The organism is Trinickia sp. (assembly GCF_057351765.1).
The window spans coordinates 108,045-120,551 of the sequence record NZ_JBMRBK010000044.1; the positions used below are offsets into that span (position 1 = coordinate 108,045).

Consider the following 12,507-nt stretch of genomic DNA (forward strand, 5'->3'; position numbering starts at 1 on the left):
ACGATATAAGACGAAGGCGGGGTACGGGCGGGGATGCCGTTTTTGGGACCGAAACTGGAGACTTACATGAAAAGCAAGATGCAAAAGGTGTTGCCGATCAGCGCGGCGGCGATGTTGTTCGCCGCGATGGCAACGGGCGCAGTGGCGGACGAGGTCGTCAAGATCGGTCACGTCGCTCCGCTGACGGGCCAGATCGCCCACCTCGGCAAGGACAATGAGAATGGCGCGCGCCTTGCCGTCGAAGAGATCAACGCCAAGGGCCTCACGATCGGCGGCCAGAAGATCACGCTCCAGCTCGATGCGCAAGACGATGCGGCCGACCCGCGTCAGGCCACCCAAGTGGCGCAAAAGCTCGTCGACGACAAGGTTGTCGCGGTCGTGGGCCACTTGAACTCGGGTACCTCGATCCCGGCGTCGAAGATCTACAGCGACGCGGGCATCGTGCAGATTTCGCCGTCGGCGACGAACCCGCAGTACACGCTGCAGGGCTTCAAGACGACGTACCGTGTGGTGGCGACGGACGCTCAGCAAGGTCCGGCATTGGCCAACTACGCGCATGACCAGCTCAAGCTGAAGAAGGTTGCCGTCGTTGACGACGCCACGGCATACGGCCAGGGTCTCGCGAACGAGTTCGAGAAGAAGGCGAAGGCGCTCGGCATGACCGTCGTTTCGCACGATGCGACGAACGACAAGGCGACCGACTTCCGCGCCATTCTGACGAAGATCAAGGGTGAGAACCCCGACGCGATCATGTACGGCGGCATGGACGCTACCGGCGGCCCGTTCGCCAAGCAGGCGAAGCAGCTCGGTCTGCGCGCGAAGATTCTGGCGGGCGACGGTGTCTGTACCGACCAGCTCGCGCAACTCGCCGGCGACGCGACGAGCAACGTCGTTTGCTCGGAAGCAGGCCGTTCGCTCGAGAAGATGGGCAAGGCCGGCGAAGAGTTCCAGGCCAAGTTCCAGAAGCGCTTCGGTGTGCCGATCCAGATTTACGCGCCGTTCACGTATGACGCCGTGTACATCATCGTCGATGCGATGAAGCGTGCGAACTCGACCGATCCGGCGAAGATCCTCGCCGCGATGCCGTCCACCGACTACAAGGGTGTGATCGGCGAAACGACGTTCGACTCGCATGGCGACCTCAAGCATGGCGTGATCTCGCTGTACCACTACAAGGATGGCAAGAAGACGCTGCTGAACGAAGTGGCGATGTAATCGACGCCATTGCCGTGCGCTGACGGGCCGCTCCAGGCGGCCCGGGCAGTAGCTACAAGAAAGCGCGTGCCGCTCTCGCGGCCACGCGCTTTTTTTTTACGGCCCCAGTTAGCGCTTCAGCGCTTACTGGGGCCCAATGCAGAGCAACGGCCCCAGTTAGCGCTTCAGCGCTTACTGGGGCCCAATGCAGAGCAACGGCCCCAGTTAGCGCTTCAGCGCTTACTGAGGCCCAATGCAGAGCAACGACCACAGTTGGCGCTGTAGCGCATTACCGCGATCTCGCGCTTAGATTCCCAGCCGTTTCAACACCTTCGGTCCGATCAAGGCCACGAGCGCGGCACAGACGGCGACGACCGCGAGACCGATAGACAGGTTCGTCGCCTGCGCCACGCCGCCGATCAGCACGGGACCGACGAGCAATCCCACGTAGGCGATGCCCGCGACATGGGCGAGTCCTTCGGCCGAATGAATGCCTTTGACGCGCATCGCCGCGGCAAAGAGCACCGGCATCATGTTCGCCAGGCCGAGCCCCATCAATGCGAATCCCGCGAGCGCCGTCACGGTGAACGGCAGCACGAGCGCGCCGATCATGCCGGCACAGGCGACCGAGGCGCTCACGAGCACGAGCTGCACCGCGCCGAATCGGGCTCTGACGGCGTCGCCCGCGAACCGGCCGGCCGCCATCGCCCCTGAAAACGCCGCGTAGCCCGCGCTGGCCGAGGCCGGCGTCGCGCCTACGACATCGCGCATGTAGACGGTGGCCCAGTCGTACATCGCCCCTTCGGCGACGAGCGCGATCAAGGCGACGATGCCGAGCGCCCAAAGCGCGGGCGTGCGCCAGCGGTTGCCGCGCGAATGCTTCGTTTGCGGGTGATCCTGAAGGGCGACGTGCGGCAAGGTCCACGGCGACGCCGCGAGGAGCATAGCGGCGCCGACGAGCGCTGCGAGCGCGAGGTGCAGCGCCGGCGCCATGCCGGCGGAAAGAAGTGCGCCGCCGCCCGCGGCGCCGGCCATCCCGCCGATGCTGAACATGCCGTGCAGCGACGACATGATGGGCCGGCCCAGCGCGGTCTCGACGGCGCTCGCTTCGGCGTTGATGGCCACATCGAGCGTGGCCATGCCGGCGCCGAACAGCGCCAGCACCGGCAGCAGCAGCCAGTAGGACGGCACGACGAGGATCAGCGCGGTACATGCCGACATGAGCAGGCCGCCCGCCAGGCAGGCGCGCCGCGTGCCGACGCGCGCTATCCACGTTCCGTTGACGACCATCGTGACGATCGAGCCGCCCGTCAGCGAAAAGAGCGCGACCGAGAGCCAGGCCGCGTCGAGGTGGAATTTGTCGCGCACGGTCGGGACGTGAATGCCCCACGAGGCATAGACCATGCCCGCGAAGAAGAACAGCACCATCGTTGCATAGCGTGCACGCTCGCGCGCGGCGACGGGCAACTCGCGGTGCGCGGCGGGAGGCAAGGGGGATTCGGACGTGTCGGACACAGTCGGGTAGGCAGAATGTGGGAAAGCGCGGCCATCGCCCACGCACTGCAATAAATGTCGGGCGAAATGCGTTGCGAGCCGCTAGGATGAAAGCCGAACGGAAGATTCTAGCCGAGCGCGTCGTGGCTTGCCCGTGGCCGGGCCTTCGGCTGGGTCCGCGGACTCGACCTGTAGCCGACAAAGACGCTCGAGCGCTAATTACCAGGGGAACACCTCGATGAACATTCCAGCTCATGCGCCTTTACATTCGCTGCATCGAATGCCGGTGGGCACGCTGGCCACGCATTCCCGCGAACCCGACGGTTTTCCTTTTCCGACCATGTTGCCGTTCGCGACCGATGCGCGGCATCGCCCCACGATTCTCGTGAGCCGGCTCGCCGAGCACACGCGCAATCTGCAACTCGATACTCGCGCTGGCTTTCTCGTCGTCGAGGCGCCCAACGAAGCCGTGCTCGACGGTGCGCGCGTCACGCTGATCGGGCGGTTCGTGCCGGTAGCGGCCGACGAGGCTAACGCCGTCGCGCGCCGGTATTTGCGCTATCACCCGGCTGCGGAGCGCTATCTGGGACTGGGTGATTTCTCATTTCTCGCGATGGACGTCGAACGGCTCCGATTCATTGGCGGATTTGGCGCAATGGGCTGGTTGAACGGCGACGAGCTCGACCCGCTCGATCCCCTTTCGGACGAAGACGAAATGTTCCTGACGCGGAAATTCGAGGCTGATGTAAAACGCACATCGAACTTCGAATTGGCCGGTATCGATCGCTATGGCGCCGATTTGAAAGTTGCCGGCGAGCGCCGGCGCGTAATCTTCGATGCGCCCAAAACGACGCTCGAAGAACTCGAACAGGCGCTTGTCGAGCGCCTGCGCGAGAGCATCGATTAGCCGCGGGAGCGCGCCGCCGAAGCGCCTTGCGCCGTTGCGGAGCTTGCATGGCAGGCTCGCGGTTCGCCAAAAACTGTCATCCGATGAAACGTTTTTAATGAGATAGCCGGGCAGAGGTTTCATCTGCGGAGAGATATCGATGGCGTGCGGCGGCGCTGACTGAAAATGATCAAGTGAAACCCCTATTGGGTAAATCCCTCATCAATGTGCGGGGGCGCAATGTATGAAAGAAAAAGGAAAGCGCAGATTTCAAAAATTGGGTTTTTTGGGCTTTTCCCGGGGATGATTTTTGTGCTAATCTCGCCACGAAATATCCGAGGCACAACGTATTGAGATGGCTAACCGGCGTGAGATCGGTGTCATTTACTGAAACCACAAGGGAAAGTATGTCTTCTTACAAGGAACTTCTCGCACAACGCGAAAAGCTGGAGAAGCAGATCGAAGAAGCCAAGGCGCGCGAATACGCCGAAGTGTTGAACGAGATCAAGCAAAAAATGGCCGACTACGGCATTACGCTCGCCGAGCTCGGCGGCCGTAAGCAAGGCAAGGTTGGACGTCCGCGCGCAGGCGTTGCGCCCAAGTATCGCGATCCTGAGACCGGGAGTACCTGGTCGGGCCGCGGCAAGCCGCCGCGCTGGATCGCGGGTCAGAATCGTGAAGAATTCCTTATTCAGAAGTAAGGTAATCCTGAATCGAAGCCAATTGGGGCGGCTTTCAAAAGCCGCCTCGGGCGAACAGAAAGCCGCGCACCCAAGAGGATGCGCGGCTTTTTATTCGTCTAACGATTGTTCGCGGTAAGCCGACTTCGGAAGCGGCATGAATAAACATGCGGCGGCGACCACTGCGCGGGTTCACTCGCGAAACACGAATGGTTTGCGTTCTCATAACCGACTGATTTAAAAGCGAATTTTTGTTCGACTACAGCATTTCCGCAAGCGGCTTGATAGAATCGGGGTGATTGCCGACTGTCATTTCAACCGTTAGCCGATGCACCCTCACATCGACGTCGATCCTGGCGTAAAACACGCCGTCGCACGCAAGACCACCTATGCGAGCGTCGCGCTGAATCTTCTCCTGATGACGCTGCAAATCGCGGTCGGGCTGGTGGCGCATTCTCAAGCGCTGGTGGCCGACGGCGTGCATTCGCTCGCGGATCTGATTTCGGACTTCATCGTGCTCGTGGCCAATCGGGCGAGCGCCGAGAAACCCGATGCCGATCACAACTACGGACACGGGCGCTATGAAACGGTCGCCTCGCTGTTCCTCGGTGGGCTGCTGGTGGCGGTGGGGGTGGGCATGCTCTGGCGCGCCGGCACGCGGTTGGCCGATCTCGAGAACATCCCGCCCGTGCATATCAGCGCGCTGGCCGTGGCCGTGCTCGTGCTGTTTTCGAAGGAGGCGCTGTTCCGATACATGCTGCGCGAGGCCGAGCGCGTGCGTTCGGCGATGTTGATCGCGAACGCATGGCATGCGCGCTCCGATGCGGCGTCGTCGCTTGTCGTCGCGCTCGGTATCGGCGGGAGTCTCGCGGGCGTGCGGTTGCTCGACCCGATCGCCGCGGCGATCGTCGGCTTTCTCGTCGCGCGCATGGGTTGGGTGTTCGGCTGGAACGCGCTGCAGGATCTGTCCGATCGAGCACTCGACGAAACCTCCACGGCCGATATCCGCAAGCTGCTGATGACCACGCCGGGCGTGCGCGACGTGCATGAATTGCGCACCCGCAAGATGGGCGACTTCGCCCTCGTCGACGCGCATATTCTCGTCGATCCGCTGATCTCGGTTTCCGAAGGGCATTACATCGCCGAGTCGGCGCGGGCGCGGGCGCTGACGGACAAGCGCATCATCGACGCGCTGATTCACGTCGACCCGGAAAACGATGCCGTGAGCCGCTCCACGACGCGCCTGCCGACGCGTGCGGCCGTGGTGGCGCTGGTCGATGCCGAGTTGGCCAAACATGGGCTGCGTGCCGCGGGACTGAACGTGCACTACCTGAGCACGGGACTCGATGTCGATATCACGCTGGCTGCCGATGCACTCGCCGACCGCGAGCACGACGAGGATCTCGCGAAACGGCTGGACCTGAGCGAACTGCAGGCGCGTCTTGGGGCGCGCCGCATCACGGTCCAGCGGCGCGTCGAGAGCGCGTCGACATCGCCTGCCCGGCACGCTTGAGGGATACGGCGGCAGGCGGCGGTGGGCTCGCGCGATGCGAGCCCAGTACCAGCGCTCCGCTCGGGATCGCGGCGCCTGGACCGCTTATAGCGGCAGTTGCGTATCGAACTTGATCTCGCGTAGCACGACGCTCGTACGCACCTGAGCGACTGCCGGAATTTTGAAGATCCGGTCGTGCAGGAAGGCGTCGTAGGCCTTGATATCGGCCGCCACGATTTTCAGGATGTAGTCCGATTCTCCAGTGGTGCTATAGCACTCGGTGACTTCGGGACAGGTGGCGATTTCGCGTTCGAACTGTTCGACGCCGCCTTCCGTGTGGCGCGTCAGATGGATGTGGGCGAGGGCGCAGACGTGCAGGCCGAGCTTCTCGCGGTCCAGCAGCGCCGTGTAGCGCTGGATGATGCCGGACTGCTCCATGTCCTTGATGCGTCGCCAGCAAGGCGTACTGGAGAGCCCGACCTGGTCCGAGATCTCCTGCACGGAGCGGCGTGCATCGAGCTGCAGCAGGCGCAGTATTTTTTGAGAGAAGGTATCGAGCGTCATCCGCGCCTCCGAGTTCGGCCGCCACATTCTGGGATGGTAGTGGCGCACGAAACAAAAGGCAATCGAATGAACGGAAACTGAGGGAGATTACCTAATTTGGCGGGCTCTCGGTATCGTTTTGTGCTGCGGCGGCGACCGCTGCGTCATCGGCTTTCGATGCCGCCAGCGGCGCGGCCTTCTGCCACGCGCGCAGGTCGGTCAGCATGTTGCAAAAGAGCGCCCCTTGCTCGATGGCGTCGTCGAGCGCCACGTGCGTATGGGGGTGGTCGTCGAACCAGTGCTTCGGCATGCGCGGCTTGATGCACTTGCGATAGGGCAGGCCCGTCATCGCGAAGGCCAGCGTCTTGATGTCGAGCGCCGACCATGAAAACGGACAGCGGCCGGCAAAGCGCATCATGTACCAGAACATGAACGTGAAATCGAAGCCGGCCGGCATGCCGACGAAAACCGGTTTGCCCGGCAGCGCTTCGACCCATTCGACATAGGCCGGCAGCGCTTCCTCGGGGCGCCGCAGATCGCGGCGGCAGGCTTCCCACGCCTCGCGCTGCGTCTTCCACCAGGCCGCCTGGACCGGATGAGCCGCGGCGCCGGGCAACGTTTCGAGGTTCGCCGAGAACGTGGCGACCAACTGCTTGTCGGGCGTATAGGCGGCCGACGCGAAGCTGAGCATCGAATGCGGGCCGGGGATCGGGCCATCCGCTTCGATATCGGTACTGACATAGATTTCTGACGTCACGCGCTGACTCCGTCGGCGACATAAGGGTTCGAGCGCCGCTCCTCGCCGAACGTCGAGGTGGGCCCGTGGCCGGGGACGAACGTGATGTCGTCGCCGAGCGGCCAGAGTTTCGTGCGAATCGAGCGGATCAGGTCGGCATGATTGCCGCGCGGAAAATCCGTGCGGCCGATCGAGCCCGCGAACAGCACGTCGCCCACGAACGCGATGCGATGCTTCGTGCTGACGAAGACGATATGCCCTGGCGTATGGCCCGGGCAGTGATAGACGTCGAGCGTTTCCTCGCCGAAGCTGACCGTATCGCCATCGGTGAGCCAACGGTCCGGCTCGAACGGCTCGGCCGGCGGAAAGCCGAAGCGCGCGCTTTGCGCCGCGAGCTGATCGAGCCAGAAGCGCTCGTCCACCTGCGGGCCTTCGATCGGCACGCCATGGTTCGTCGCGAGCGTCTTGGCCGCGCCGCAATGGTCCAGGTGGCCGTGCGTGAGGAACACCTTTTCGAGCGTCACGCCTTCTTTCGTGAGCGCGCGCTCGATCAGCTCGATGTCGCCGCCCGGATCGACGGCGGCGGCGCGCCGCGTCGCCTCGCAAACGAGGATCGAGCAGTTCTGCTGAAACGGCGTGACGGGGATGACGAAGACCTTCATAGGGGCGATGGCGCGGCGCGCAGCATCGCTGCAGGCAGCCGGAGGAAACCGAAAGCGCTCATTGTACCGGGGGGACCCGCTTCACGCCGGTCGGCGGAATGGCCAGGTCGCAGACGTCCCATCCAATGCGCATTGTTGCGATCATAGGAAGAATCAATGAGGGCAGGTATCCGGGATGCTCGATTCCCCGCGGTTTTTGGTACAATACCTCTCACATGGCGCGGTCCGACCGCGCTGCCGTTTATTGATCGGTCCCATTTCCAGGTTCTGCGGGCCGATCGCTCTCAATGCGAAGCCGTCAATGTAGCGGCTTCGATCTGTATCGGCATTGTTCGATGCACACGTCTTGACCGGCCAGGCGCTACGCGTCTGCCGCAGCCAACAGGCTGCATAGCCGGTCAGGCCAACGCCGCCGTTCCTCGCGTCAGTCGACGCGCCAGAACGTGCAAGTCATGTTCGACGACGACGGCGTGTGGGGTCTGGTCAAGCTGTTGGGGACAGTCGCGCCAGACGTGAATACCAACCGGGCAACTTGCGGCCGAGTGTGGCCGCACCCGAGCGCCAGTCCGCGCACCGTTTGCATTCGTGCTTTCGGTGGTGCGCGTTTTGGCGTCCGGATGCCCGAGCCGCTTCGCGAAGGGATGTTTCGACGCGTCGCGGCTCGACACTGTGGCATGCACGTCATATGAACATCAATCGATTCCGCCGATGGCTGGGTACCGTTTCCGTCGTCGCCGTAGGGTTGCTCGCGGGTTGTGCCGCGCAGCCAACGCAAACCAGCAATGCAGGTGCCAGCGGTGCACGGCTCGCGACACGCGCGGGCGCACCGATGGGTTACGGTGAGGCCTCGGCCCAACCTCAGGCGCCCGATGTGGCGCCGAAGCTCGCCGATGCCAAGCCGCTCGACGAGGACATTCCCGACGTCTCGAGCTTCAAGCAGAGCGGGCGCGCGTCGTGGTACGGCAAGCGCTTCAACGGCCGCAAGACCGCCAGCGGCGAGCGTTACAACATGCATGCGATGACGGCCGCGCACAAGACGCTGCCGCTTGCCTCGTATGTACGCGTGACGAACACGTCGAATCAGAAGTCGGTCGTCGTGAAGATCAACGATCGCGGGCCCTACGTGCGTGGGCGCGTGATCGATCTCTCGTATGCGGCTGCGCGTGAACTCGGACTGCAAACGGCCGGGACGGCCCACGTGCAGATTCAGGGGCTCACGCAGGAAGAAGCGCAGGCGAGCCGTGCCGAGGTGCTGGCTTCGGCCGGTCCGCAACGGGACATGGTGCCGGCGCATCCTTGATACACGCTCGAGCGTTGGTTTGATCGAAGGGCTGCCGAGTGCGGCCCTTCGTCGTTCTTGTCTCTCGTCTGTTTTTCTCAGTCTTTCTTGAGTTCCAGCGCGCGTGCGTAGAGCGCATGACGCGAGGCCCCCGTAATCGCCGCCGCGACACGGGCCGCGCCGCTCACCGGAATTTCCTCCAGCAGCAGGGCCAGCAGCGCATCGTGCGCAGTGGCGTCGTCGCTGCCTTGCTCCGCCATCGCCCCTTCCACGACCAGCACGAACTCTCCGCGTTGGCGGTTTGCGTCGTCCGCGAGCCACGTTGGCCCTTCGGCCAAGGTGCACGCGTGAAGCGACTCATGTAGTTTCGTCAACTCGCGTGCGATCAGGATGCGCCGCGCGCCGCCGAATGCATCGGCGAGCGCCTGGACCGTTTCGCCGATGCGATGCGGGGCTTCGTAGAACACCATCGCGCGCGTGTGGTTGACGAGCGGCTGCAGGAACGCTGCGCGTTGCTTCGTCTTGGACGGCATGAAGCCGAGAAATGTGAACGTTGCGGCCCAATCGCCGGCGACTGAGAGGGCCGTTGTGATTGCGCTTGCTCCTGGCAGCGGTACGACGCCGAAGCCCGCCTCTCGCACCGCTTCGACGAGTTTTGCACCGGGATCCGAGATGCCCGGCGTGCCGGCGTCCGAGACGTAGGCGATGCGCTCGCCCGCGCGCAGTTGTTCGACGATGCGTTCGGCCGATGCGCGCTCGTTGTGTTCGTGGACCGCGACGAGCGGCTTGCTTATGCCGTAGAGGCCCAGCAACTGTGCCGTGTTGCGCGTGTCTTCGGCCGCGATGCGATCGACGAGGCCGAGCAGATGCAGCGCGCGCAACGTGATGTCGGCGGCGTTGCCGATTGGCGTCGCAACGACGTAAAGCGTCGCGGCCGGGTACTGCTGGCGCTGCGCGAGTTCGAGGAGGTCGGACATGAAACGAAGGGCGCTGCCGTGCGAAGCGAGGCCGCCATTGTGCCACGGGGCTGGCGATGAACGCGGCGCGGTGACGGGGCCGCCCGACAACTTTTGCGGGCGAGCTCAGTCGAAGAGGCTTGGCAGCGTATTCGAAGGTTTTGCGCTCGAGTACTTGCAGCGTCAGCGGCTGCGTTTCGTCGCGCGCAATGTCACGTGTCGAGGCGGAGAGATCGATCTTGTCATGCGGGAGCCCGACGGCGTGCTGGTTTTCGTCGAAGTGCGCGCGCGGGCGGGCAGCCGGTATGGCGGGGCCGTGGCGAGCGTCGGGCGGGAGAAGCAGCGGCGGATCGTGCGTGCCGCGCAATATTTTTTGGCGAAGCGGGGCGATACGACGAGTGTGTGCCGCTTCGATATCGTCGCGTACGATGGCCGGCGCATTGCCTGGTTGCGCGATGCTTTTCGAGCCGACGGTTTTAGCTAAGGGTGATGTCGAGCGAGTGCGTTAAACTTGCGCGCTGATGCGATGCAATGCGGCAACCGGTGCGCGAAGGCGTGCCGAACAAGTAGAGAACCGATGTCAGTCGAACGGATTCAACAGCATTTCCGCGATAGCGCGGCCCTGCAACTCGAAGCGATGAATGCGCTAGCGATGCCGATTGCGGCCGCAGTCGATACGATGTTCGGCGCGCTGGCGAACGGCAACAAGATTTTGGCGTGCGGCAGCGGCGTTTCCGCGGTGGAGGCTCAGCGTTTTGCCGCGCAGTTGACTGCTCGCTTCGAGCGCGAGCGCCCAGGGCTGCCTGCGATTGCGCTGACGGCCGATGCGGCCGTGTTGACCGCGCTTGCCGACGAAGAGGGCGGTTTCGAAGCCGTGTTTGCGCGGCAGGTTCGTGCATTGGGACATGCCGGCGACATCTTGTTGGCCGTGACCGCGACGGGCGATTCGGCTAACGTGCTCGCTGCGATTGGCGAGGCGCATGAGCGCGAGATGTTCGTGATTGCGCTGACCGGAGCGGCGGGCGGCAAGATTGCCGAGTCGCTCGCCGAGACCGATATTCATTTGTGCGCGCCGACCGAGCGCGTGGCGCGCATCCGCGAAGTGCACTTGACCACCATTCATTGCCTGTGTGACGGCATCGATGCCATGTTGCTTGGCGAAGACTGACCAACGTAGAAGGAGAGTTCGTTGATGAACGCGAATCGCGTCACGAAGACGCTGGTGCGGGCGATGCTCGCTGCGGGGATGGCGGCGTCGCTGGCCGTAACGTTGCAGGGTTGTGTGCTGGCCGTGGCCGGCGCTGCGGGCGGCGGGGCGTTGATGGCGACGGACAGGCGCACGCTGGGTGCGCAGACCGAGGATCGCGAGATTCAGGTCAAGGCTTATTCGCAGATATCGAGCGATCTTCCCGATGGCTCGCATGTCGATGTGACCGTGTTCAATCGGCGGGTGCTGTTGACGGGCGAGGTGCCGGACGACCGGTCCAAGCAGCTTGCCGAGGCCATTGTGAAGGCGATCAACAATGTCGATGCGGTGATCAATGAGCTCGCGGTGGCGCCGAAGAGCGATTTCACGGATCGCGCCAATGATTCCTATCTGGTTGCGCGTGTGAAGACGGCGCTGATCCAGGAGAAGGGGATTTCCGCGAATGACTTCAAGGTCGTCAGCGAGCGCGGGAATATCTATCTGATGGGGCTCGTGACGCAGGCTGAGGGGAATCTCGGTGCCGATGTGGCTAGCCGCGTGCCTGGGGTCAAGCAGGTTGTGAAGGTGTTTCAGTATATTCAGCCCGGGGAGCAGCCGGCGGTGGCGGCTGCGGCGCCGGCAGCTAGTGCGCCGAGCTCCGCGCAGTCGGCCGCCGCGGAGCCGACGGTCGGGGCGGTGCCGAGTTCGTCGATTACCGCTCAGCCGTTGCAGCAGCAATCGCCTGCGCCTGTTTCGGATTCGACGCAGGTCCGGCCCGGGAACGCCAAGAAGAGTGCTGCGCAGTGAGGGTGGGGTTCGTCGCGGGTATTGTGGCGGCTGCGTTGGGGTTCTTTGTGCAGGGTGCGGTGGCTGCCGATGTGCCGACGGGGCTTGTCGTTGCGCGTAGTAATGCTTGTCTCGGGTGTCATACGGTGGACCGCAAGCTCGTTGGGCCCTCGTTTCGGCAAATCGCCGAGAAATATAAAGGCGATCCGCAGGCCGTTGCCAAGCTTTCCAAGAAGGTCAGGGATGGTGGTTCCGGGGTTTGGGGTGTCATTCCCATGCCCTCGCATCCTCGGATGAAGGATGAGGAAATTCAGACGGTTGTGAAGTGGGTGCTGGCTGGGGCGCCTGAGGGGGCTAAGTAGTGGTTTGGCCCGGGCCGCCGGTGCCGTTGGTCGGGGCACTTGCCTCGACAGTTCCTTGTGCTAGAATCTTCGCTTCGTTGGGGCGGTAGCTCAGCTGGGAGAGCGTCGCGTTCGCAATGCGAAGGTCGGGAGTTCGATCCTCCTCCGCTCCACCAACGGATTCAAGGGCTTACAGGCGGGTTTCTGTAGGCCCTTTGTGTTTCTGGGTGCCGTGTAACGCTATGTAACGCGATTTGGTCAATGTCGGTCAA

The 12,507-nt window shown here is 63.4% G+C and carries 14 protein-coding genes and 1 tRNA gene; 10 read left to right on the top strand and 5 right to left on the bottom strand.

The genetic code is table 11. The annotated features are described in order from the left end of the window. Nucleotides 1–66 precede the first annotated feature (66 nt). Nucleotides 67–1,215, top strand: a complete 1,149-nt coding sequence (locus ACO1XS_RS12910; RefSeq protein ID WP_331570038.1) for a branched-chain amino acid ABC transporter substrate-binding protein — start codon at nucleotides 67–69, stop codon at nucleotides 1,213–1,215. Between the two features lie 285 nt (nucleotides 1,216–1,500). On the opposite strand, the gene ACO1XS_RS12915 is transcribed toward ACO1XS_RS12910, so the two are convergent. Continuing rightward, nucleotides 1,501–2,709: an MFS transporter gene (locus ACO1XS_RS12915; protein ID WP_486390831.1), complete on the bottom strand. Its 1,209-nt coding sequence runs from the start codon at nucleotides 2,707–2,709 to the stop codon at nucleotides 1,501–1,503. 217 nt (nucleotides 2,710–2,926) lie between these two features. On the opposite strand from ACO1XS_RS12915, the gene ACO1XS_RS12920 reads away from it, so the two are divergent. The 3 genes from ACO1XS_RS12920 to ACO1XS_RS12930 all read left to right on the top strand — a co-directional run bounded on the left by ACO1XS_RS12920 (nucleotide 2,927) and on the right by ACO1XS_RS12930 (nucleotide 5,767). Next, nucleotides 2,927–3,595, top strand: coding sequence for a HugZ family pyridoxamine 5'-phosphate oxidase (locus tag ACO1XS_RS12920; protein ID WP_486390832.1), 669 nt, complete (start codon nucleotides 2,927–2,929; stop codon nucleotides 3,593–3,595). 386 nt (nucleotides 3,596–3,981) lie between these two features. Continuing rightward, nucleotides 3,982–4,275 carry an H-NS histone family protein gene (locus ACO1XS_RS12925; RefSeq protein ID WP_173256033.1) on the top strand — a complete coding sequence of 98 codons (294 nt, stop codon included), beginning with the start codon at nucleotides 3,982–3,984 and terminating at the stop codon, nucleotides 4,273–4,275. 307 nt (nucleotides 4,276–4,582) lie between these two features. Next, nucleotides 4,583–5,767: a cation diffusion facilitator family transporter gene (locus ACO1XS_RS12930; protein WP_331570044.1), complete on the top strand. Its 1,185-nt coding sequence runs from the start codon at nucleotides 4,583–4,585 to the stop codon at nucleotides 5,765–5,767. Nucleotides 5,768–5,851: 84 nt separating this feature from the next. Here ACO1XS_RS12930 and ACO1XS_RS12935 read toward each other — a convergent pair whose 3' ends face one another. From ACO1XS_RS12935 to ACO1XS_RS12945, 3 genes are all read right to left on the bottom strand, one after another. Continuing rightward, nucleotides 5,852–6,310: an Lrp/AsnC family transcriptional regulator gene (locus ACO1XS_RS12935; RefSeq protein WP_173256003.1), complete on the bottom strand. Its 459-nt coding sequence runs from the start codon at nucleotides 6,308–6,310 to the stop codon at nucleotides 5,852–5,854. 91 nt (nucleotides 6,311–6,401) lie between these two features. Beyond that, entirely contained in the window at nucleotides 6,402–7,046 is a 645-nt protein-coding gene (locus ACO1XS_RS12940) for a 3'-5' exonuclease family protein (protein ID WP_331570046.1), read from the bottom strand. After that, complete coding sequence (locus ACO1XS_RS12945) at nucleotides 7,043–7,687, bottom strand: MBL fold metallo-hydrolase (RefSeq protein WP_331570048.1); 645 nt, start codon at nucleotides 7,685–7,687, stop codon at nucleotides 7,043–7,045. The genes ACO1XS_RS12940 and ACO1XS_RS12945 overlap by 4 nt, the downstream gene beginning before the upstream one ends. A gap of 685 nt (nucleotides 7,688–8,372) precedes the next feature. Here ACO1XS_RS12945 and ACO1XS_RS12950 point away from each other — a divergent pair. Beyond that, nucleotides 8,373–8,987, top strand: coding sequence for a septal ring lytic transglycosylase RlpA family protein (locus ACO1XS_RS12950; RefSeq protein WP_486390833.1), 615 nt, complete (start codon nucleotides 8,373–8,375; stop codon nucleotides 8,985–8,987). A gap of 77 nt (nucleotides 8,988–9,064) precedes the next feature. Here the strand turns inward: ACO1XS_RS12950 and rsmI are convergent, their stop codons facing one another. Further along, nucleotides 9,065–9,943, bottom strand: a complete 879-nt coding sequence (rsmI, locus tag ACO1XS_RS12955) for a 16S rRNA (cytidine(1402)-2'-O)-methyltransferase (RefSeq protein WP_331573087.1) — start codon at nucleotides 9,941–9,943, stop codon at nucleotides 9,065–9,067. Between rsmI and ACO1XS_RS12960 the strand changes: the two genes are divergently transcribed. From ACO1XS_RS12960 to ACO1XS_RS12980, 5 genes are all read left to right on the top strand, one after another. Further along, nucleotides 9,942–10,406, top strand: a complete 465-nt coding sequence (locus ACO1XS_RS12960; RefSeq protein ID WP_486390834.1) for a YraN family protein — start codon at nucleotides 9,942–9,944, stop codon at nucleotides 10,404–10,406. The two genes, rsmI and ACO1XS_RS12960, sit on opposite strands and share 2 nt — an antisense overlap. A gap of 93 nt (nucleotides 10,407–10,499) precedes the next feature. Next, a complete protein-coding gene (locus ACO1XS_RS12965; RefSeq protein ID WP_486390835.1) occupies nucleotides 10,500–11,090 on the top strand; it encodes an SIS domain-containing protein in 591 nt (196 codons plus the stop codon). Between the two features lie 24 nt (nucleotides 11,091–11,114). Further along, a complete protein-coding gene (locus ACO1XS_RS12970) occupies nucleotides 11,115–11,915 on the top strand; it encodes a BON domain-containing protein (protein WP_486390836.1) in 801 nt (266 codons plus the stop codon). Further along, nucleotides 11,912–12,256: a c-type cytochrome gene (locus ACO1XS_RS12975; protein WP_486390837.1), complete on the top strand. Its 345-nt coding sequence runs from the start codon at nucleotides 11,912–11,914 to the stop codon at nucleotides 12,254–12,256. The genes ACO1XS_RS12970 and ACO1XS_RS12975 overlap by 4 nt, the downstream gene beginning before the upstream one ends. Before the next feature lie 79 nt (nucleotides 12,257–12,335). Then, a tRNA-Ala gene (locus ACO1XS_RS12980) sits at nucleotides 12,336–12,411 on the top strand. Nucleotides 12,412–12,507: the final 96 nt, after the last annotated feature.

Bases quoted from the DNA above. Each gene is read 5' to 3' on its own strand.
- ACO1XS_RS12945 (WP_331570048.1), bottom strand. From the start codon at position 7,687: ATGAAGGTCTTCGTCATCCCCGTCACGCCGTTTCAGCAGAACTGCTCG.
- ACO1XS_RS12925 (WP_173256033.1), top strand. From the start codon at position 3,982: ATGTCTTCTTACAAGGAACTTCTCGCACAACGCGAAAAGCTGGAGAAG.
- ACO1XS_RS12965 (WP_486390835.1), top strand. From the start codon at position 10,500: ATGTCAGTCGAACGGATTCAACAGCATTTCCGCGATAGCGCGGCCCTG.
- ACO1XS_RS12970 (WP_486390836.1), top strand. From the start codon at position 11,115: ATGAACGCGAATCGCGTCACGAAGACGCTGGTGCGGGCGATGCTCGCT.
- ACO1XS_RS12910 (WP_331570038.1), top strand. From the start codon at position 67: ATGAAAAGCAAGATGCAAAAGGTGTTGCCGATCAGCGCGGCGGCGATG.
- ACO1XS_RS12950 (WP_486390833.1), top strand. From the start codon at position 8,373: ATGAACATCAATCGATTCCGCCGATGGCTGGGTACCGTTTCCGTCGTC.
- ACO1XS_RS12930 (WP_331570044.1), top strand. From the start codon at position 4,583: ATGCACCCTCACATCGACGTCGATCCTGGCGTAAAACACGCCGTCGCA.
- rsmI (WP_331573087.1), bottom strand. From the start codon at position 9,943: ATGTCCGACCTCCTCGAACTCGCGCAGCGCCAGCAGTACCCGGCCGCG.
- ACO1XS_RS12920 (WP_486390832.1), top strand. From the start codon at position 2,927: ATGAACATTCCAGCTCATGCGCCTTTACATTCGCTGCATCGAATGCCG.
- ACO1XS_RS12935 (WP_173256003.1), bottom strand. From the start codon at position 6,310: ATGACGCTCGATACCTTCTCTCAAAAAATACTGCGCCTGCTGCAGCTC.
- ACO1XS_RS12960 (WP_486390834.1), top strand. From the start codon at position 9,942: ATGAAACGAAGGGCGCTGCCGTGCGAAGCGAGGCCGCCATTGTGCCAC.